At 71.2% G+C, this 19062-nt stretch carries 15 protein-coding genes and 1 pseudogene; 7 read left to right on the top strand and 9 right to left on the bottom strand.

All coding sequences use genetic code 11. From position 1 onward, the window contains the following. Positions 1-34: 34 nt before the first annotated feature. Positions 35-2623 carry an aminopeptidase N gene (gene pepN / locus ACFWFI_RS26425; RefSeq protein WP_387394713.1) on the bottom strand — a complete coding sequence of 863 codons (2589 nt, stop codon included), beginning with the start codon at positions 2621-2623 and terminating at the stop codon, positions 35-37. A gap of 134 nt (positions 2624-2757) precedes the next feature. Here pepN and ACFWFI_RS26420 point away from each other — a divergent pair, with 134 nt between their 5' ends. Beyond that, positions 2758-3408 carry a mycothiol-dependent nitroreductase Rv2466c family protein gene (locus tag ACFWFI_RS26420; protein ID WP_387394711.1) on the top strand — a complete coding sequence of 217 codons (651 nt, stop codon included), beginning with the start codon at positions 2758-2760 and terminating at the stop codon, positions 3406-3408. Between the two features lie 69 nt (positions 3409-3477). Here the strand turns inward: ACFWFI_RS26420 and ACFWFI_RS26415 are convergent, their stop codons facing one another. Continuing rightward, positions 3478-3750 carry a DUF3253 domain-containing protein gene (locus ACFWFI_RS26415; RefSeq protein WP_387394709.1) on the bottom strand — a complete coding sequence of 91 codons (273 nt, stop codon included), beginning with the start codon at positions 3748-3750 and terminating at the stop codon, positions 3478-3480. Between the two features lie 166 nt (positions 3751-3916). Between ACFWFI_RS26415 and ACFWFI_RS26410 the strand changes: the two genes are divergently transcribed. Both ACFWFI_RS26410 and ACFWFI_RS26405 read left to right on the top strand, forming a co-directional pair. Then, a complete protein-coding gene (locus ACFWFI_RS26410; protein WP_387394707.1) occupies positions 3917-5290 on the top strand; it encodes an MFS transporter in 1374 nt (457 codons plus the stop codon). Then, positions 5280-6749, top strand: a complete 1470-nt coding sequence (locus tag ACFWFI_RS26405) for a pyridoxal phosphate-dependent decarboxylase family protein (RefSeq protein ID WP_387394705.1) — start codon at positions 5280-5282, stop codon at positions 6747-6749. Before ACFWFI_RS26410 ends, ACFWFI_RS26405 begins: the two co-directional genes overlap by 11 nt. A gap of 126 nt (positions 6750-6875) precedes the next feature. Here ACFWFI_RS26405 and ACFWFI_RS26400 read toward each other — a convergent pair whose 3' ends face one another. Both ACFWFI_RS26400 and ACFWFI_RS26395 read right to left on the bottom strand, forming a co-directional pair. After that, positions 6876-7517: a superoxide dismutase gene (locus ACFWFI_RS26400; protein ID WP_387394703.1), complete on the bottom strand. Its 642-nt coding sequence runs from the start codon at positions 7515-7517 to the stop codon at positions 6876-6878. 97 nt (positions 7518-7614) lie between these two features. Then, positions 7615-8676 (bottom strand): glycerophosphodiester phosphodiesterase family protein, encoded by a 1062-nt coding sequence (locus tag ACFWFI_RS26395; protein WP_387394701.1) that lies wholly within the window; start codon positions 8674-8676, stop codon positions 7615-7617. Positions 8677-8803: 127 nt separating this feature from the next. On the opposite strand from ACFWFI_RS26395, the gene ACFWFI_RS26390 reads away from it, so the two are divergent. After that, the gene (locus tag ACFWFI_RS26390) at positions 8804-9268 is read left to right on the top strand and encodes a GNAT family N-acetyltransferase (RefSeq protein ID WP_387394699.1); all 465 of its coding nucleotides are present in this window, start codon (positions 8804-8806) and stop codon (positions 9266-9268) included. Here the strand turns inward: ACFWFI_RS26390 and ACFWFI_RS26385 are convergent. Then, entirely contained in the window at positions 9256-10452 is a 1197-nt protein-coding gene (locus tag ACFWFI_RS26385) for an MFS transporter (protein ID WP_387394697.1), read from the bottom strand. The two genes, ACFWFI_RS26390 and ACFWFI_RS26385, sit on opposite strands and share 13 nt — an antisense overlap. Positions 10453-10512: 60 nt before the next feature. Here ACFWFI_RS26385 and ACFWFI_RS26380 point away from each other — a divergent pair, with 60 nt between their 5' ends. Then, positions 10513-11478, top strand: coding sequence for an ArsR/SmtB family transcription factor (locus ACFWFI_RS26380; protein ID WP_387394695.1), 966 nt, complete (start codon positions 10513-10515; stop codon positions 11476-11478). Positions 11479-11533: 55 nt separating this feature from the next. Here the strand turns inward: ACFWFI_RS26380 and ACFWFI_RS26375 are convergent, their stop codons facing one another. Together ACFWFI_RS26375 and ACFWFI_RS26370 are read right to left on the bottom strand one after the other, a co-directional pair. Beyond that, positions 11534-12949 carry an amino acid permease gene (locus ACFWFI_RS26375; protein WP_387394693.1) on the bottom strand — a complete coding sequence of 472 codons (1416 nt, stop codon included), beginning with the start codon at positions 12947-12949 and terminating at the stop codon, positions 11534-11536. Positions 12950-13068: 119 nt separating this feature from the next. Further along, positions 13069-14466, bottom strand: coding sequence for an amino acid permease (locus ACFWFI_RS26370; RefSeq protein ID WP_387394691.1), 1398 nt, complete (start codon positions 14464-14466; stop codon positions 13069-13071). A 262-nt stretch (positions 14467-14728) separates the two neighbouring features. Between ACFWFI_RS26370 and ACFWFI_RS26365 the strand changes: the two genes are divergently transcribed. Next, positions 14729-15322: a biotin transporter BioY gene (locus tag ACFWFI_RS26365; protein WP_387394689.1), complete on the top strand. Its 594-nt coding sequence runs from the start codon at positions 14729-14731 to the stop codon at positions 15320-15322. 64 nt (positions 15323-15386) lie between these two features. Here ACFWFI_RS26365 and ACFWFI_RS26360 read toward each other — a convergent pair whose 3' ends face one another. Together ACFWFI_RS26360 and ACFWFI_RS26355 are read right to left on the bottom strand one after the other, a co-directional pair. After that, on the bottom strand, positions 15387-16673 hold the full coding sequence (locus ACFWFI_RS26360; protein WP_387394687.1) for an FAD-binding oxidoreductase: 1287 nt from the start codon (positions 16671-16673) through the stop codon (positions 15387-15389). A 90-nt stretch (positions 16674-16763) separates the two neighbouring features. Then, positions 16764-18209, bottom strand: a complete 1446-nt coding sequence (locus ACFWFI_RS26355) for an amino acid permease (protein ID WP_387394685.1) — start codon at positions 18207-18209, stop codon at positions 16764-16766. 248 nt (positions 18210-18457) lie between these two features. Between ACFWFI_RS26355 and ACFWFI_RS26350 the strand changes: the two are divergent. After that, positions 18458-18943 (top strand): annotated as a pseudogene (locus ACFWFI_RS26350) (ribose-5-phosphate isomerase); the annotation flags it as partial. Between the last annotated feature and the right edge of the window lie 119 nt (positions 18944-19062).

Genomic DNA, 19062 nt, shown 5'->3' with positions numbered 1-19062 from the left:
CCCCGCACGTCTGTGCGGGGCGTGCGCCGGAATCTCACGCCGCCGCGTCGCGCTCCTGCCCCCGCAGCGCCCGAGCCAGATCGTCCCGCGCCTCCAGGACCAGCCGCCGGAGCGCCGGTGCCGCGTCCGGGTGCGAGGTCAGCCACGCGTCCGTCGCGGTGAGGGTCGCGGGGTCGTCCTGCAGTCCGGGGAACAGGCCCTTGACCACGTCCATCCCGATCTGGATGGAGCGCTCGGACCACACCCGCTCGATCGCCTCGAAGTACGAGGCCGTGTACGGCGCCAGCAGCTCCCGTTGCGAGGGCTGTCCGAAGCCGGCGATCGTCGCCCCGACGAGCGCGTTGGACAGCTTGTCCGACTCCACGACCGTCGCCCACGCCTGAGCCTTGACCGCCTCGGAGGGGCGTGAGGCCAGGCACCGCACGTGGTGGCGCTTTCCGGACGCCGTGTCGTCCCGGGCGAGTTCGGCGTCCACGGCCGCCTCGTCGGCCTTGCCGTGCGCGGCCAGCGGTGACAGGAACGCCCACCGCAGCTCCTGGTCGACGTCCAGGCCGTCGATCACGGCGGAGCCGTCGAGGAGCCCGCCCAGCAGCTGGAAGTCCGCGTCCGACGCCGCGACGGCGGCGAAGAACCGGGCCCACGTCAGCTGGTGCTGGCTGCCCGGCTCCGCGCGCCGCAACTCCGCCAGCGCACCCTCGGCCAGCGCCCGGCCACCCTCCTCGCGCCAGGCCGGCGCGGCGTAGTGCACCAGCGCCGACTGGGCCCAGGCGTGCAGCATCTGCAGGACGCCGATGTCCGACTCACGGCCGGCGAACGACAGCACCAGGGACACGAAGTCCCGGGCCGGCAGCAGCGCGTCCCGCGTCAGGTTCCACAGCGCGGACCAGCAGAGCGCCCGGGCCAGCGGGTCGGTGATGTCACCGAGGTGCCGGCGCAGGGTGGCCAGGGACACCTCGTCGAAGCGGACCTTGCAGTAGGTGAGGTCGTCGTCGTTCACCAGGACCAGGTCGGGCTTCTCGGACCCGGTCAGCTCCGCGACCACGGTCCGCTCGCCGGCGACATCGGTCTCGGCGCGGGCGTACCGCACCAGCTCGCCCTCCGGGGAGAGCCGGTACAGGCCCACCGCGACGCGGTGCGGACGCAGCTCCGGGTGGGAGGCGGCCGCCTCCTGGGTCACGGCGAGCTCCGCGATCCGCCCCTCCCCGTCGTACGTCACGACCGGCGTCAGGACGTTGACCCCCGCCGTCTGCAGCCAGGCCCGCGACCAGGTCGTCATGTCGCGCCCGGACGTCTCGGCCAGCACCGAGAGAAGGTCGCCCAGCTGCGTGTTGCCGTAGGCGTGCTGCTTGAAGTAGCGGCGCGCGCCCTCCAGGAACGCGTCCCGCCCCACGTAGGCCACGAGCTGCTTGAGCACCGAGGCGCCCTTGGCGTACGTGATGCCGTCGAAGTTCAGCTTGGCGTCCTCCAGGTCACGGATGTCGGCCGTGATCGGGTGCGTGGACGGCAGCTGGTCGGCGCGGTAGGCCCATGCCTTGCGGTTGTTGGCGAAGGTGATCCAGCCGTTGGTGAAGCGGGTCGCCTCCACCATCGAGAACGTCCCCATGAAGTCGGCGAAGGACTCCTTCAGCCACAGGTCGTCCCACCACTGCATGGTGACCAGGTCGCCGAACCACATGTGCGCCATCTCGTGCAGGATGACGTTGGCGCGGCGCTCGTAGGAGGCCGAGGTGACCTTGCCGCGGTAGATGTACTCCTCGCGGAAGGTGACGAGGCCCGGGTTCTCCATCGCGCCGAGGTTGTACTCGGGCACGAACGCCTGGTCGTACTTCCCGAAGGGGTACGGGTAGTCGAAGTGGTCGTGGAAGAAGTCCAGGCCCTGCTTGGTGATGAGGAAGACGTCGTCCGCGTCGAAGTGGCGAGCGAGCCCCTTGCGGCACATCGCGCCGAGCGGGACCTCCAGCTTCGTCCCGTCGTCGAACGTGCGGGTGTAGAGGTCGCTCACGTAGTGGTACGGGCCCGCGACGACCACCGTGATGTACGTCGAGATCGGCAGGGTCTCGGCGAACCGGTGGACCTCTCCCTCCTGCGACTCCTCCGCGCCGTTGCTCCAGACCCGCCAGCCCTCGGGCGCCGTCACCTCGAAGCGGTAGGGCGCCTTGAGGTCGGGCTGTTCGAAGTTGGCGAAGACGCGCCGCGCGTCGGCCGGCTCGTACTGCGTGTAGAGGTAGACCTCGCCGTCCTCCGGGTCGACGAAGCGGTGCATGCCCTCGCCGGTCCGGCTGTACGCGCACTGCGCGTCGACCACCAGGACGTTCTCGCCGTCGGCGAGGTCCTCCAGCGTGATCCGGGTGCCGTCGAAGACGGCCTCGGGGTCCAGGTCCTTGCCGTTCAGCGTCACCGCGTTCACGGACGGGGCCAGCAGATCGGCGAAGGTCGAGGCCCCGGCACGGGCGGCGCGGAAGCGGATCGTGGTCTGCGAGCGGAAGGTGCGCGGACCGGCATCGTCGCCCCCGTCGGGCTCACCGACGGCGGAGCGGAGGTCGAGGGCGACCTCGTAACCGTCGACGGTCAGCAGCTCGGCCCTCTCGCGGGCCTCGTCGCGGGACAGGTTCTCACCGGGCACGGAGCACTCCTTTGTGTCTCGTTCGAAGACCTTTGATCCTCCCATGCGGCCGTGGGAGCCGGTGCACGGGAATGGCGGGAGGGCCCTGTGGTGTTCCGACACTCAGGTGCCAGACCGACCTCATGAGGAGAGACATGCCCGAGAACAGCACGGCCGGCGGCAAGGTCCCGGCCGATTTCTGGTTCGACCCGCTCTGTCCCTGGGCCTGGATGACCTCCCGCTGGATGCTGGAGGTGGAGAAGGTCCGCGATGTCGAGGTGCGCTGGCACGTGATGAGCCTGGCCGTCCTCAACGAGCCCAGGCTCGACGAGCTGCCCGAGCAGTACCAGGACATGATGCGCACCCAGGCCTGGGCGCCGGTCCGTGTCGTCGTCGCCGCCCAGCAGAAGCACGGCGACGAGATCGTCGGCCCGCTCTACACGGCCCTCGGCACCCGCATCCACAACAACGGTGAGGGCCCCACCCGCGAGGCCATCGCGGGCGCGCTGGCGGACGTCGGCCTGCCGGCCGAGCTCCTGGACTACGCCGATTCCGACGCGTACGACAAGGAGCTGCGCGCCTCCCACCAGGAGGGCATCGACAAGGTGGGCCAGGACGTCGGCACCCCGGTCATCGCCGTGCCCGGCGCCGACGGTGAGCAGATCGCGTTCTTCGGCCCGGTCGTCACCCCCGCCCCGAAGGGCGAGGAGGCGGCGAAGCTCTGGGACGGCACGCTGCTGGTCGCGTCGATCCCCGGCTTCTACGAGATCAAGCGGACCCGCACACAGGGCCCCGTCTTCGACTGACCGGTCCGGCCGGTGCGGGCTCCTGGGACCCGGGCCCGCACCGGGCGTCCCGGCCACGCCCGGGACGTGTCAGCGGGTGCGGCGGATGCGGATCGGACCGCGGGCTTCTGCCGGTTCGACGACGTGGCCGGCCTGGGTGATTTCCACCTCGCCGGCGGTGACCAGCCGCCGGGCCGCGCGCCGGGCCGGTTCCATGAGTGCTCGCCAGCCGTCGTCGTCCCCTTCGTACACCGCCCGCGCGGCATCGGAGGGGCAGATCGTCGCGGTCGGTCCACGACGCTCCAGCAGCTCCAGGATGGCTCGTTCCAAGCGCCGTTCCGTCTGCCGTTCGCTGTCCGTCACCCCGCCAGTCTCGCACCGGCGAGGGCGGAGAGCAGGGCATGGCCACCGCGCCGGCACACCCTGGGGGCCCCCACCGACCAGGGGGACCGGCGCCCGGCATGGCGGTCATGTGTCGTGGGCGGCCCGGGTATTGCCGACCGCGTCAGCCGTCGTTCATGATCTGCCCATGCCAGCTGCGGGTTCGGACCACCACGCGGCCCCACTCCTGCCGCGCACCGTGCGGATCGGTTACGGGCTCGGCTCGCTGTGCACCGGCACCTTCGCGACCGTGCCGGGCCTGATCCTGCTCTACTACCTCACCAACGTCCTCGCCGTGCCCGCCGCCGTCGCGGGCGCCGCCGTCTTCCTGCCCAAGGCATGGGACGTCCTGATCAATCCGCTGGTCGGTGCGCTCTCCGACCGCAGCCGACTGCGCGGCGGGCCGCGCCGGCCGTTCCTGCTGATCGGCGCCTGCACCCTGCCGCCGCTCTTCGCGCTCATCTTCGCCGCGCCCCCGCTGCGGGGCGCCCCGGCCGCCGCCTACGTCGCCGTCCTGTTCCTGCTCGCCGCCACCGCGTACGCCGTCTTCCAGGTGCCGTACGTGACCATGCCCGCCGAGATGACCGAGGACCCGCACGAACGCGGTCGCGTCCTCGGCTGGCGGGTGGGATTCCTCGGCGTCGCCATCCTGCTGTCCGGGGCGCTGGCCCCCGCGATCGCGCACGCCGACGGTGACACCCCGGAGAGCTACCGGCTGATGGGTGTCGCCGTTGCCGTGCTGCTGGCCTTCGGCATGTTCGGGGCGTGGGCGGCCACCCGCCGCGCCCCGGAGGCCGCCCGCAGCGAGGCCGAACCCTCCCTGCGGGCCCAGCTCGCCGCCGCCCGCTCCAGCACCCCGTTCCTGTATCTGGCCGGCATGTGGACGCTGCAGGCCCTCGCCATCGGCGTGATGCTCGCCGGAGTCCAGTACTTCGCGACGTACACCCTCGGCTCGGCGGGCGCCGTCACCCCGCTGTTCGCCTGCCTGATCGGCCCGCTGGTCCTCTTCATGCCGCTGTGGAACAGGCTGGCCCGCCGGAAGGGGGTGACGTACGCCCAGTGGTGCGCGTCGCTGCTCTACACCGCCGGCGCGGTGCTCCTCGCCTTCACCGGAGCCGGGGGCCCCGCCGTCGGGTACGCGGCTGTCGTCCTCGTCGGAATCGCCTACGCCGGACTTCAGTTGCTGCCCCTGACGATGCTCGCGGACACCCTTGCGGCCGACGCCGCCACCACCGGAAGGCGCAGGGCCGCGACCTTCACCGGGCTCTGGACGGCGGCCGAGACCCTCGCCTTCGCGCTGGGCGCCGGGGTGTTCGCCCTCGTCCTGGCCGCGACCGGATTCCGTTCCTCCGACGCCGCGCACCAGGTGGACCAGCCGGACGCGGCGCTGACGGGGATCACCGCCGGGATGAGCGTGCTGCCCGCGGTGCTCGCCGCGGCGAGTCTCCTGCTGCTGCACCGCTACCGCGAGACCCCGACCGTGTCACACCCCCTCCAGGAAGAGCCCGCCCGTGCCGACTGACCCCGCCCTGCCCGACGGCCGCCCCGCCGCCGAGGTGCTCGCCGAACTGCGCGCCCTGCGCCGGGCGGACGCGCCCACCCGTGGGGGCCGCACCTTCGCCTACGTCTACGACGCGGGCCTCGACGGCCTCGACGAGCTGGCCGCCGAGGCGTACACCGCGTTCGCGACGGTCAACGGACTCGACCCCACGGTCTTCCCGAGCGTGGCCAGGCTGGAGAACGACGTGGTCGGCGCGGTCGCCGCGCTGCTCGGCGCCCCGGGTGCCCAGGGGACGTTCACCAGCGGCGGCACGGAAAGCATCCTGCTCGCCGTCAAGACCGCCCGCGACCACGCCCGGGCGGTACGCGGGATCACCGAACCCCAACTGGTGCTGCCGTCCACCGCCCACGCCGCCTTCCACAAGGCCGCCGCCTACCTGGGCGTGGAACCGGTCGTCGTACCCGTCGACCCCGTCACCTTCCGCGCCGACGCGGCCGGCATGGCCGCCGCACTGACCGACCGCACCGCACTGGTGGTCGCCTCCACGCCCTCGTACGCGCACGGGGTCGTCGATCCCGTCGCCGAGATCGCCGCGGCGGCCGCCGAGCGCGGGGTGCTATGCCATGTGGACGCCTGCATCGGCGGCTGGATCCTGCCCTACCTGCGGCGCGCCGGGCGGGAGGTGGAGCCCTTCGACCTCTCCGTGCCCGGTGTCACCTCGCTCTCGGTCGACCTGCACAAGTACGGGTACGCCGACAAGGGCGCCTCCGTGGTCCTCTACCGGGACGCGGAGCTCCGCCGCCACCAGTACTTCGCGCACGCCGGCTGGCCCGGCTACCCGGTCGTCAACCCGACCGTCCAGGGCACCAAGTCCGGCGGCCTGCTGGCCCAGGCCTGGGCGGTCCTCCAGCACGTCGGCGAGGAGGGCTACACCGCGCTCGCGGGCCGGGTCGCCGAGGCCTCGGACCGGCTGCTCGCCGGACTGCGGTCCATCGACGGCGTACGGGTGCTCGGCGATCCCGCCGCCGGGCTCGTCGCGTTCACCGTCGCGGGGGAGGACGGTGGAACCCCGGATCTCAGCCTGCTCCTCCACCTCGCCGACGAGATGCGCGAGCTCGGCTGGTACCTCCAGCCGCAGCTCTCCTTCGACGGCCTCCCGCCCAATCTCCACCTCACTCTCACCCCCGCCACGGTCGGCCAGGTCGACGCCCTGCTGGACGACCTCGGCACCGCCCTGGCGAAGGCCCGTGCCCTGGAGCCGGTGAGCGTGGACCCCGGCCTCGCCGAACTCGCCGCCGGCCTGGACCCGCGGACGCTCGGACCGGAGGAGGTCGCGGCCGTCCTCGCCTTCGCCGGCCTCGGCGAGAGCGGCGGACTGCCCGGCCGGATGGCACCCGTACTCGTCCTGCTGGACGCCCTGCCGGGGCCGCTCAAGGAGCGGCTGCTCTCGGAGTTCATCGGCTCCGTCTTCCGGATCTGAGACGTCCGGCGCCCAGGCATGGGAGAACCCCCGCGAGTCACGTCCTCGCGGGGGTTCTCCGTTCATCCGCCTGCCGGGTGAAGGTTGAGAAGACGATCACGAGGCAGGACGCTCGGGGTCTCTCCGTCAGGGGGCGAGCAGCAGCACGTCCGCGCGCTCCCTGGCGGCGGCGTAGCGCTTCGCCACGTCCTGCCAGTTGACGACGCGCCACATCGCCTCGATGAAGTCCACCTTCTGGTTCTTGTACTGCAGGTAGAAGGCGTGCTCCCAGGCGTCGAAGACCAGGATCGGGACCGAGCCCTGCCCGACGTTGCCCTGGTGGTCGTAGACCTGCTCGACGATCAGCCTGCCGCTGACCGGCTCGTAGGCGAGGACACCCCAGCCGGATCCCTGTGTGGTCGCCGCGGCCTTCGTCAGCTGGGACTTGAAGCCGGCGTACGAACCGAAGGACTCGGCGATCGCGTCCGCCAGGTCGCCCACGCCGTCCGCCGCGAGGGGCTCGCCGCCGCCGTCGCCGGTCATGTTGTGCCAGTAGATCGAGTGCAGGATGTGGCCGGAGAGGTGGAAGGCGAGATTCTTCTGGAGGCCGTTGATCGCGCCCCATGCCTCCTTGCCGCGGGCCTCTTCCAGCTGCTCCAGGGTGTCGTTCGCACCCTTGACGTACGCCGCGTGGTGCTTGTCGTGGTGGAGCTCGATGATCTGCGGGTTGATGACCGGTTCGAGCGCCGCGTAGTCGTACGGGAGTTCCGGAAGCGTGTACGTGGCCATGGGTTCGAACCCTCCAACTGCTACCTGGTTGTTATTGCAAGCTGTTCGCAATTGCAGGCTAGCAGGAGGAGGGCCCGAAGGTGATCAGCCGTTCGCCCTAGGACCGGAGGCTGTCGCGTGCGACCGCCGCCAGGTCGGGGAAGTCCGTCACGACGGCGTCCACGCCCCGGCCGAAGTGGAAGGCGTATTCGGCGAACGCGTCACCGAAGTCGTTCGGCGCGGTGCCCTTCCGGTACTCGGCCGGGAGGTACTGGTTCTCGGCGCGGAAGGTGTACGGCCCGACCTTCAGCCCGGCCGCGTGGGCATCGTCCAGCAAGGTGAGCGGGGGGACCAGCGAGGACTTGTCCGGGCCGATCCACCGGGCGTACGAGGCGATCTCGCGCAGCCCCGCCGGCGTCATCATGTCCTTGTACGTCACCGGGTGGCCGTACGGTCCGCCGCTCGTCCCCAGCGCCTGCCACAGCGTGAGGCCGAGGCGTGCCGCCGCCACCTCGCGGAGGCTGGACGGCTCGAAGGACTGGACGACGCAGTCGCGGGCGGTCAGCCGGTTACGGCGGACGGCCCGGACGAGTTCCGGCTCCAGGGGCAGACCGACCGAGCGGAAGTACGTCGGGTGCTTCGTCTCCGGGAAGACCGTGATCCGGCGGCCGTGCTCCTTCGACAGGGAGCGGGCCAGATCGATGACCTCCTGGAAGGTCATGATCTGTTCGCGGCCGTCGAAGACGGTGTTGCGGTTGCGGACCAGGGGGAGCCGCTCCACCGCGCGCAGTGTCTTCAGCTCGGCGAGGGTGAAGTCCTCGGTGAACCACCCGGTGACGGCACGGCCGTCCACGGTCTTCGTGGTGCGACGGCCTGCGAACTCCGGATGCCGAGCCACATCCGTGGTGCCGGAGATCTCGTTCTCGTGGCGTACCACCAGGACGTGGTCCTTCGTCGGGACCAGGTCCGGCTCGATCCAGTCGGCCCCGGCCCGCACCGCGAAGGTGTAGGCGGATGCGGTGTGTTCGGGCCGCCACCCCGCGGCGCCCCGGTGGCCTATGACGAGGGGGCCGCTTCTGCTCCCGTGCGGTTCGGAGGCGGCGGCGGGGACCGCCGCGGCGGCGGTGACGGCGGCTGTGGCCAGAAGGACCGAGCGGCGTCGCGGGCGCGGTAAGGACATGCGGGCTCCTTTGCAGACACGGAGTAACCACCAAAGCCACACGTGGTTACGTCGGGGCGGACAGCACCTTGCCACCTCATGTACGGCCGTGGGTACGGTCTTCGGCAGGCGACGGAGGAGGCGGGACATGAAGCTACGACCGGGGCGGCCCCATGAGGCCGCGGCGCTGACCGAGCTGGCCCTGCGGTCCAAGGCCCACTGGGGTTACGACGACGCGTTCCTGGCCGCCTGCCGTGACGAACTGACCGTCACCCCCGGCGACACGGCGGGCGGGCGTGCGGTGGTCGCGGAGGAGGAAGGCCGCGTCCTGGGGTTCACCACGCTGTCCGGGGAACCGCCCGAAGGCGCCCTCGGCATGATGTTCGTGGAGCCGGACACCATCGGCCGGGGCGCGGGCCGGATCCTGTTCGAGCACACCATGGCGCAGGCCCGCCGGCTCGGCTTCGAGGCGCTCACGATCGACGCCGACCCGAACGCCGAGCCGTTCTACACGGCGATGGGCGCGGTCCGGATCGGCGCCACCCCGTCCGGCTCGATCCCGGGGCGCGAACTGCCGCTGCTGAGGATCGCCCTCGGCGCTCAGCCCGGCTGAGACGCCGCCGCCCCGGGGAGGGCGTCGCGATCGCGTCCGAGTCCCGGTGCCAGGGCCAGCGTCACCGCGACCGAGGCCGCGGCCATGACCGCGATCGCCGTCGCGGCGGAGCTCCACTGGGCGAGGGCACCCGCGAAGGCCGCCGCCACACCCTGCATGGCGAGCATCCCGGAGGAATGCAGGCCGAGGGCCTGGCCCGTCATCGTGTCCGGGGTCGATGCCATCAGGCGCTCCTGGAGGAGCAGGCTCGCCGAGAAGCCGGTGGAGGCCAGAGCCGCGAGGACCAGGGTCAGGGGCAGCGCCGGCCGCAGGGCGAACAGCAGGTAGGGCGCGGCCAGCAGCAGGAGCAGCGGCGTGCACAGCCGTCCCCGCCATCGTGCCGGTACGAACCGTCCCGTCAGCGCGTCGCCGACAAGCATCCCGAGCGCCGCGCAGGCGAAGAGCAGCCCCGCCCGGTCCGGCCGGTAGGGGACGAAGAGCGATTCACAGCCGACGACCAGCCCGTTGGGCAGCCAGAGCGAGAGGTACAGGCGACGACGGGGGGCCGAGGACCACAGCAGTGCGTTGGTCCGCCAGGTCTCGCCCACCGACGGCCGCCCGGCCGCCCGGGGCGGGCGGCGTGCGAGGCCGAACCGTGCGACCGCGGCGCCGGCCACGTAGAGGGTCGCCGCGACGAGCAGCGTGCCGCGTGGGGACAGCACGGCGATCAGGACGCCACCAGCCGCGTAACCGCAGATCTGCATGGTGCCCGAGCACATGTTGATCACCGAACGCCCCAGCAGGAAGGCGTCCTTGGGAAGCAGTTCGTTGAGCAGCCCGTAGCGCACCCCGCCGATCACCGCCGCGACGACCCCCTCGCCGAGGACGACGGCGAACACCAGCGGCAGCGGCAGCCCGGGGACGGCGAGGACGGCGGTCCCCACGCCGAAGGCGAGCGCCGCGCCGCCCAGCGCTCCGCGCGGCGGGAGCCGGTCGGCCGCCGACATCAGGAGGGTCGCGCCGATCAACTGCGCCAGGGAGGAACCGAACATGGAGAGGGCCGAGAGCAGCGGTGACCCGGTCGTGGTGAACACGAGGACACCCAGGGCCAGTCCGCTCGTCGTGGACGCGGCGCCCTGCACGGCACTCGTCGCGAAGAGGGGGCCGAACTGCGGCACACGGAAGACGTCCCGGTAGGTGAGCATGCCGGGGAGTCTCGACCGGCGCTCCACAGGGCCGTTACTGTTTCGCCCGGAGGCGAAACCATGGGCTGGTGGCAGGTCGACGCGGACACCCTGGCCGCCGGGCGCTTCGTCGTGTCGGAGCTGTCCGAAACCACGGCCGCGCTCCAGGCCCTGGAGCGCGGGACGGCCGCCAATCCGGCCGAACGCACGTGGTTCGACGCCCACCGGCCCGCCTACCGGGAGCGTCTCGCCGATGACCCGGTCACCGCGCAGCTCGTACGGACCGGTCTCGGCGGCCACTGGAACGCGGACTTCCTCACCCCCACGCCCCCCGGCGGAACCACGTTCGCCCAGGAGCTGACCCGGGTGCGAGAGACGTCCCCCGACGCCGCCCGCGCCGACCTGGAGGTGTCCGGGGGAGGACCGCTCCCGACGGAACTCCATCGTTCCGATCTGCCGCAGAGGGCAGCCGGCCTGCTGGAGTGGATATGGGAGCACGTCGTGCTCGCGGACTGGCCGCGCCGCCGCCGGATCATCGAGGCGGACATCGTGGCACGCGCCGGACAGCTGAGCCAAGGCGGCTGGGCCGCCACGCTGGAAGCGATGAACCCCGGCATGCGCTGGCTGGGCGGCAGCCGGCTCCAGGTCAACCCGCGCGACTACCCGCCGCGTGAACTCGGCGGAGCACGGCTGGTGTTCGTCCCCGTCACACCGCGCCAGGGCTGGGTCTCCTGGGACGCGGCGGCGCAACGGTACGCGGTCGTGTACGCCTGCTCGGGAACCCTGTCCGACGCGGACCGGCCCGTGGTCCCCGACAGCCTCGGCCGGCTGCTGGGGCCCGCGCGGGCCGGTGTCCTCATGCTGCTCGACCGCCCCAGGAGCACCACGGAGCTGGTGACACTGACTGGCCAGGGTCTGGGATCGGTGGGCCGGCACCTGAAGGTCCTGCTCGACGCCGGGCTTGCCGGACGCCGGCGGTCGGGCCGCTCGGTGCTGTACTTCCGCACGGAGGCGGGCGAGGTGCTCCTACGGGCTCAGCCCGGCTGAGGCGCGGCCGCCTCCGGGCCGTCGGGCTCGCGGAGGGACCGCGCCTCGTACGCGCTCAGTTCCGGGCGGCCGTACCGCGCTCCGACCGCTTCTGCCGCACCACACCGATCACGATGAGCACCGCGGTCAGCGCCCCGGTCGCCAGCAGCTGGTCGCGCGTGTCGGGCTGCCGCAGCATCAGGACGAAGATGCCGGCCATGGCCACCAGTGCCACGATCGTCAGGACCGGGAAGAGCCACATCCGGACGACGAGCTGTTCCGGGGCCTCGCGCTCCATCCGCTTGCGCAGGATCAGCTGCGAGACGGCGATGAAGATCCAGACGACCAGGATCACCGCGCCGATCATGTTGAGCAGCCACGGGAAGACGTCGTCGGGGCGCCAGTAGCTGAGCAGCACGCACAGGAAGCCGAAGACCGAGGAGGCGAGCACGGCGTTGCGCGGGACGCCGGAGGAGATCTTGCCGAGCACCTTCGGGCCCTGGCCGCGGGCGACGAGGGAGCAGGCCATGCGCGAGGAGCCGTAGATGTTGGCGTTCATCGCGGAGAGCAGGGCGACGAGGATGACCACGTTCATGATCTCCGCGGCACCGCTGATGCCGAGGTGGTCGAGCATCGCGTAGAACGGGCCGACCTCGGCCACCTGGGGGTCGTCCCACGGCACGAGGGTCACGATGACCGCCATCGAACCGATGTAGAAGACGGCGATGCGCCACATCGCCGTACGCACCGCCTTGGCGACGCCCTGCACGGGGTTCTCGGACTCGGCCGCCGCGATGGTGACGGTCTCCAGGCCGCCGTACGCGAAGACGGAGGCGAGCAGGCCGATGATCAGGCCTTCGGAGCCGTGCGGCATGAAGCCGCCGTCCCCGGTGAGGTTCGAGGTGCCGGGGGAGTCCGTGCCGGGCAGCACGCCCAGGATCGCGAGGAGGCCCAGCACCAGGAACAGGGTGATCGCGATGACCTTGAGCGCGGCGAACCAGAACTCGAACTCACCGAAGTTCTTGACGGCGGCGAGATTCGTGCCGAGGAAGATCACCATGAAGAGGGCGACCCAGGCCCACTCCGGCGTCCCGGGCAGCCAGCCCGAGACGATCTGCGCGGCGCCGATACCTTCCAGCCCCACGGCCACACAGAGCAGCACCCAGAACGACCACCCGGCGGTGAAGCCCGCCCACGGCCCGATCGCCCGTTCCGCGTGCACGGAGAAGGAGCCGGACGCGGGGTTGGCCGCCGACATCTCGCCGAGCATCCGCATCACGAACATGACCAGCAGTCCGGAGATGCCGTACGCGACGACGATCGAGGGACCGGCCGCGGCGATGCCCGCACCCGAGCCGACGAACAGTCCGGCCCCGATCACACCGCCCAGGGCGATCATCGACAGATGGCGCTGCTTGAGTCCGTGGGTGAGCGCGGAGTCGGCGGCGGGGGCGGCGGCGTCCGTGGGGGGCGGCGCGGAGGTCCGGGACATGGACAAACTCTGTTCACTGGTCGGGACGGGGGTCGGCCCACAGTCTGGCCACGCACCCCGCCCATGAGGAACGGTTGTCCGCTATACGGTCACCAGGCTCACACAAGGTGCTCACCCGCCTACGGCCGCGCGCGTAGCTCCCGTACGGCCGCGACGAGCAGCACGAGGCCGGTCGCACCCGCCGACCACAGCACCTGCGGACGGGCCACGTCATCGGTGAGCATCAGCAGCAGGACGGCCAGCAGACCGGCCAGGGTCACCCAGGTCAGATAGGGGAAGCACCACATCCGCAGCGCCAGGGCGCCCGGCGCCTCCCGTTCGAGCCGGCGCCGCAGCCGAAGCTGCGAGGCGGCGATCAGGCCCCAGACGAACAGCAGGACCGCTCCGACCGAGTTGAGCATGTAGAGGAAGACGGTGTCGGGCCACTGGAGATTGAGCAGTACGGAGACGAAGCCGAAGGCCACGGAGGCAAGCACCGCCCGGCGCGGCACCCCGCTCCCGCCGCCCTGCCCGCCCGACACCTTCAGCAGTCCGCGTGGCGCCTCGCCGCGCTCGGCCAGCGAGAAGATCATCCGGGACGAGCCGTACAGATTGGCGTTGAGCGCCGAGAGCAGCGCCACGAACACCACGATGTTCATGATCTGCCCGGCCGACGGCACCCCGATCGAATCCAGGACCTTCACATACGGGCTGAGCCCGGCCTGCTGGGCGGTCCACGGCAGCACGGTCACGATCACCAGCATCGAACCGACGTAGAAGAAGAGGATGCGCACCACCGCACTGCGCACCGCACGTCCCACGGCACGCGCCGGGTCGTCGGTCTCGGCCGCAGCGATCGTCACGACCTCCAGCCCGCCGAAGGCGAACACCACCGTGAGCACGCCGGAGACCACGCCGTCCCAGCCGTTCGGCAGGAAACCGCCCTGACCGGTGAGGTTGGTCAGCCCCACCGGATCGGTGTCGGGGAGGACACCGAGGACGGCCAGCAGGCCGAGCGCCAGGAAGACCACGATCGCGGCCACCTTCAGCGCGGCGAACCAGAACTCGAACTCGCCGAAGTTCTTCACGGCCGTCAGGTTGGCCACGGTGAACACCACCATGAACAGCAGCACCCAGAGCCACTGATCCACCGCGGGCAACCAGGAGTGGGCGATCTGCGCGGCGGCAGTCGCCTCCACGGCGAGCACCACCACCAGCATGAACCAGTAGAGCCAGCCCACACTGAAGCCGGCCCAGCGGCCCAGCGCGCGCTCCGCGTGGACGGAGAAGGACCCGGACGCGGGTATCGCCGCCGACATCTCGCCGAGCATCCGCATCACCAGCATCGCGAGCGTGCCCGCGATCAGATACGAGACGACGACGGCGGGCCCGGCCACTGCGATCCCGGCGCCCGACCCGACGAAGAGGCCGGCGCCGATCACCCCGCCCAGACCGAGCATCGTCAGATGGCGCTGTTTCAGACCGTGGGCCAGGGGCTCGGACGGAACGGGGGAGTGCGTGGGGGGCGCGTCGTGCATGAGCTGCGGATCACTCTCGGATCATTTATGGGGAACCTACAGTCTCACGGGGCGGCCCCCCTTCCCGAACGGAGGGCCGCACACACCTCTGCCTCCGTGACCAGCATCACGCCGAAGAATGATTGCGCAACGCTCTTTGTGTGAACCCGACTAACCCCTCAACCGCCGCTTTGTGGGCGGCTGATGGTGATGGAGCGATATTCCGTCGGCTAACGTCACCCTCAGTCCGTCCCTGCCTGCCGATCTCACCCGCGGAGTCCCGATGAGTACTGCTGCCGCCCCCGTCCGTTCCGGAGCGGTCCTCGCCGACCTGCTGCCCGCAGCCCGGCACCGCTATGCCGTGGACACGGCGCTGGTCGTCGGTGGCGCCGCACTCACCGGCATCGCGGCCCAGATCGCCGTGCCCGTCCCCGGCTCCCCGGTCCCCGTCACCGGCCAGACCTTCGCCGCGCTCCTCATCGGCACCGCGCTCGGCGCCCGCCGCGGATTCCTCTCCCTCGCCCTGTACGCGCTCGTCGGCATGGCCGGCATGCCGTGGTTCTCCGAGGGCACCTCCGGTCCGGGCGGCGCGTCCTTCGGCTACGTCCTCGGCATGCTGCTCGCCGCCACGGTCGTCGGCGGCCTGGCCCGCCGGGGCGGTGACCGGTCCGTCCTGCGCACCGCGGGCACGATGGCGGTCGGCTCCCTCATCATCTACGCGGTCGGCGTGCCGTACCTGGCGTTCTCCACCGGTATGTCGATGAGCGCCGCCGTCGCGGCCGGCCTGGTGCCGTTCCTGATCGGTGACGCGCTCAAGGCCGCTCTGGCCATGGGTGCGCTGCCCGCCTCCTGGAAGCTCATCGGGCGTCGCGGCTGACCGAGGGCCTTCCGTTCGGATCATGCCGGGCTCCCCGTTCCGGCCTGATCCGAAACGAAAGTACCTAGTAGGCACCACCGAAGAGGCTCGCCGGGTCGTATCGCGACACCAGACCGGCGAGCCTCTCGCGTGTCCGGGTGCCGTGGTAGTCCCGGCGCGTCTCCGCGCGGTCCCCGTCGCCGAAGGAGAAGTTCAGCGCGCGGCCCAGGGTGTACGGCGCGGTCTCCTTGGCCACCTTCGCGTACAGCGCCCGTACCGCCGTCACGTCCGTACCGTCCAGCGGTGAGAGCAGCCGCAGCAGGAAGCCCGCGTCGCGGTAGGGCACCGCGTTGTCGTGGGAGGGCCGTGAGGCCAGGGCGCCGCCCAGGTGGTTGAGCTGGACCACCGTCATCATCGGGGCCTTCGGCCCGGTCAGCTCCAGCACCCGCGCCGCGGCCCCGGCGTCCAGGCCGCCGAGCACCAGACCCTCGCCGTAGTAGGCGTGAGGGAACGGTGGGTCGCTGTGGATGGTGTGGCTATCGGTGTACGGCATCTCCCGCAGCGAGTCCGAGAGCGCGGGCCCGATCGCCCGCAGCGGCGCCACCAGCGCCTCGCCGTCCGTGGCCGGACCGGTGTACGCGACGCGCACCGAGACCACGTACCGCCCCCGCAGCGGCTCCGGCAGCTGCGGCATGTCGGGGTAGCGCAGTGCCGCCACCGAGGAGGTGCAGGTCTCCGGTACGGTCCGCGTCCACTCCAGATATCGGTGCAGCACCTCAGGAGCGGTGTCCCCGTCGAAGGCCAGCGAGCCGCCGTACAGCCGTTCGACGGCCACCAGGCCGATCTCCAGCCCCGTCACGACGCCCAGCCTGTGCCCGCCGCCCCGCAGCCCCCAGAACAGGTCCGGCTCGCTGTCCGGGGTGACATGGCGCAGGACTCCGTCGGCGGTCACGACGTCCAGCGAGCGGACATGGTCGGCGGCGTAGCCGAACTCCCGGGCCAGGATGCCCAGCCCGCCGCCCAGGGTGTACGAGACGGCGCCCACGCCCGGCGCCGAGCCGTTCAGCGGGGCGAGCCCGTGCGGGGCCGCCGCCGCGATCACCCCGCCCCAGGTCGCGCCCGCCCCGACACGCGCGGTGCGGCGCTCCGGGTCGACGTCCACGGTGTCCATCCGGCGGGTACTGATCAGCACCCCGCCCTCGACCGGGCCCGGCAGTCCGTGGCCGGTCGCGTGGACGGCCACGGGCAGGCCGCGCGCGGCGGCGTCCCGCACGGCTGCCTGCACGTCGGCGGCGCCGGTGGCCTCCACCAAAAGATCGGGGCCGATGGCGAAGGCGGTCTGGAAACTCTCGATCGCGGGGGTGGCTGTCATGACGAAGGCTCTCCGTTCGCTCGCGGGATCGCGTGGCGAGGGAGAGCCTTCCGGGTATACCTGACATCCGCCGTCAGGTATGAATGCCGATCACTCGACCGGTGCCGCCGCCTTCGCCTTCCGGCTGCGGGCGTCACGCACCAGCGAGACCGCCACGACAAGGGCCGCGACCAGCAGGGAGAGCAGCACCTGCTCGCGCCCCGCGTCGTCGGTCAGCATGTAGACGAGGACGAACGAGATCATCGCGATCGTCGCCCAGGTCAGATACGGGAAGAGCCACATCCGTACGACGAGCTTCTCGGGCGACTCGCGCAGGATGATGCCGCGCATCCGCAGCTGGGTGAAGCAGATCACCAGCCACACGAACAGGGCGACCGCGCCGGAGGAGTTCAGCAGGAACGCGAACACCGTGTCGGGCCACTGGTAGTTGAAGAACACGGCCACGAAGCCGAACACGACGGACGACAGGATCGCCGCCTGCGGCACGCCCCGCTTGTTCACCTTGGCGAACGCCTTGGGCGCGTCTCCCCGCTGTCCCAGCGAGAAGGCCATGCGCGAGGCCGTGTAGAGGCCGGAGTTGAGACAGGAGAGCACGGCCGTCAGCACGATGACGTCCATGACCTGGCCGGCGTGCGGGATGCCGATGACGTTCAGCGCGGCGACGTACGAACCGTCCTCGACGATCGAGGGGTCGTTCCACGGCAGCAGGGTGAGGACGATGAAGATCGAGCCCAGGTAGAAGATGGCGATACGCCAGATCACGCTGTTGGTGGCCTTGGAGACGGCGCGCTGCGGGTCCTCGGACTCACCGGCCGCCAGGGTGACGATCTCGCTGCCCATGAAGGAGAAGACGACCATCAGCACACCCGTGAGGACGGCCCCCGGCCCTTCGGGGAAGAACCCGCCGGTGTCCGTGAGGTGGGCGAGGCCGGACCCCGCGTCGTCCGAACCCGGCAGGACGCCGAAGACGGCGAGCAGGCCGACCACGACGAAGGCGCCGATCGCCACGACCTTGATCCCGGCGAACCAGAACTCGAATTCGCCGTACGAGCCGACGGAGACCAGGTTGGTCGCCGTCAGGACCACCATGACGATGAGGGCCCATGCCCACTGCGGGACGCCGGGGACCCAGCCCTCCAGGATCTTGGCACCCGCCGTGGCCTCGACGGCGAGCACCACGACCCAGAAGAACCAGTACAGCCAGCCGATGGAGAAACCGGCCCAGCGGCCCAGGGCCTGGTCGGCGTAGGCGGAGAAGGAGCCGGAGCTCGGCCGGGCGACGGCCATCTCGCCGAGCATTCGCATGACAAAGACGACCATCAGGCCGACCAGCGCGTACGACAGGAGGATGGCCGGCCCCGCAGCGGCGATGCCGGCGCCGGAACCGACGAAGAGGCCCGCTCCGATCACACCGCCGATGGCGATCATCGAGAGATGACGGTTCTTGAGACCGGCCTGAAGCCCGTCCGGGGAGTCGGGCTTACCCGGCTCGCCGGGCTGTTGGCCCGGCCCAGCCAGAGTCGTCTGCGACGTCATGGATCGAATCCTTACGTTTTCTGATCACGTGTGTCGGTGTTGCCTCGGCGGGGGTGGTGCGAAGGCAAGGCCACGCATTCAAGCCCGACGGACACCGGAAACGGAAGCCCCTCATCCGGTTCCTTGACCCGATCGTTGCCCGAGTGGCATTGCACACAGGCCCGGACCTGAACCCGACCCCGGGAAAGCCCGGTGGGTCCCGACCCCGCTGACGGTTACCCCGCCCCGTCCGTGCCACACTTCGCACCATGCGCGTGTACCTCGGCTCCGACCATGCCGGCTTCGAACTGAAGAACCACCTCGTCGAGTGGCTCACGGCCCACGGCCACGAGGCCGTCGACTGCGGTCCCCACATCTACGACGCCCAGGACGACTACCCGCCGTTCTGCCTCCGTGCCGCCGAGCGGACGGCCGCGGACAAGGACAGCCTCGGCATCGTCATCGGCGGCTCCGGCAACGGCGAGCAGATCGCCGCGAACAAGGTCAAGGGCGTCCGCGCCGCGCTCGCCTGGAGCGAGCAGACCGCCGCGCTCGGCCGTGAGCACAACGACGCCAACGTGGTGGCCATCGGCGGCCGGATGCACACGGTGGAGGAGTCCACCAAGTTCGTCGAGATCTTCCTCACCACCCCGTACTCGGGTGAGGAGCGCCACACCCGCCGCATCGAGATGCTCTCGGCGTACGAGAACACCGGCGAGCTCCCCCCGATCCCGGCCCACCACCCGCAGCAGGGCCTGCGCGTCATCGCCGGCTTCTGGCTCCAGCCCGGCGGCGGCCCCGGCTCCGGCGGCTGCGTCGACTACCTCACCGACACCGCGTACAAGAACGAGATGCTCACCGAGTTCCCCAAGTG

The organism is Streptomyces sp. NPDC060209 (assembly GCF_042728155.1).
Taxonomy (GTDB): Bacteria; Actinomycetota; Actinomycetes; order Streptomycetales; family Streptomycetaceae; genus Streptomyces.
This window is presented reverse-complemented; position numbering and strand designations above follow the sequence as displayed.

Excerpts from the sequence above, each read along its gene's own strand:
- ACFWFI_RS26410 (WP_387394707.1), top strand. The coding sequence starts at position 3,917 with ATGCCAGCTGCGGGTTCGGACCACCACGCGGCCCCACTCCTGCCGCGC.
- ACFWFI_RS26355 (WP_387394685.1), bottom strand. The coding sequence starts at position 18,209 with ATGACGTCGCAGACGACTCTGGCTGGGCCGGGCCAACAGCCCGGCGAG.
- ACFWFI_RS26395 (WP_387394701.1), bottom strand. The coding sequence starts at position 8,676 with ATGTCCTTACCGCGCCCGCGACGCCGCTCGGTCCTTCTGGCCACAGCC.
- ACFWFI_RS26380 (WP_387394695.1), top strand. The coding sequence starts at position 10,513 with ATGGGCTGGTGGCAGGTCGACGCGGACACCCTGGCCGCCGGGCGCTTC.
- ACFWFI_RS26365 (WP_387394689.1), top strand. The coding sequence starts at position 14,729 with ATGAGTACTGCTGCCGCCCCCGTCCGTTCCGGAGCGGTCCTCGCCGAC.
- ACFWFI_RS26400 (WP_387394703.1), bottom strand. The coding sequence starts at position 7,517 with ATGGCCACGTACACGCTTCCGGAACTCCCGTACGACTACGCGGCGCTC.
- ACFWFI_RS26390 (WP_387394699.1), top strand. The coding sequence starts at position 8,804 with ATGAAGCTACGACCGGGGCGGCCCCATGAGGCCGCGGCGCTGACCGAG.
- ACFWFI_RS26385 (WP_387394697.1), bottom strand. The coding sequence starts at position 10,452 with ATGCTCACCTACCGGGACGTCTTCCGTGTGCCGCAGTTCGGCCCCCTC.
- ACFWFI_RS26375 (WP_387394693.1), bottom strand. The coding sequence starts at position 12,949 with ATGTCCCGGACCTCCGCGCCGCCCCCCACGGACGCCGCCGCCCCCGCC.
- ACFWFI_RS26370 (WP_387394691.1), bottom strand. The coding sequence starts at position 14,466 with ATGCACGACGCGCCCCCCACGCACTCCCCCGTTCCGTCCGAGCCCCTG.
- ACFWFI_RS26420 (WP_387394711.1), top strand. The coding sequence starts at position 2,758 with ATGCCCGAGAACAGCACGGCCGGCGGCAAGGTCCCGGCCGATTTCTGG.
- ACFWFI_RS26360 (WP_387394687.1), bottom strand. The coding sequence starts at position 16,673 with ATGACAGCCACCCCCGCGATCGAGAGTTTCCAGACCGCCTTCGCCATC.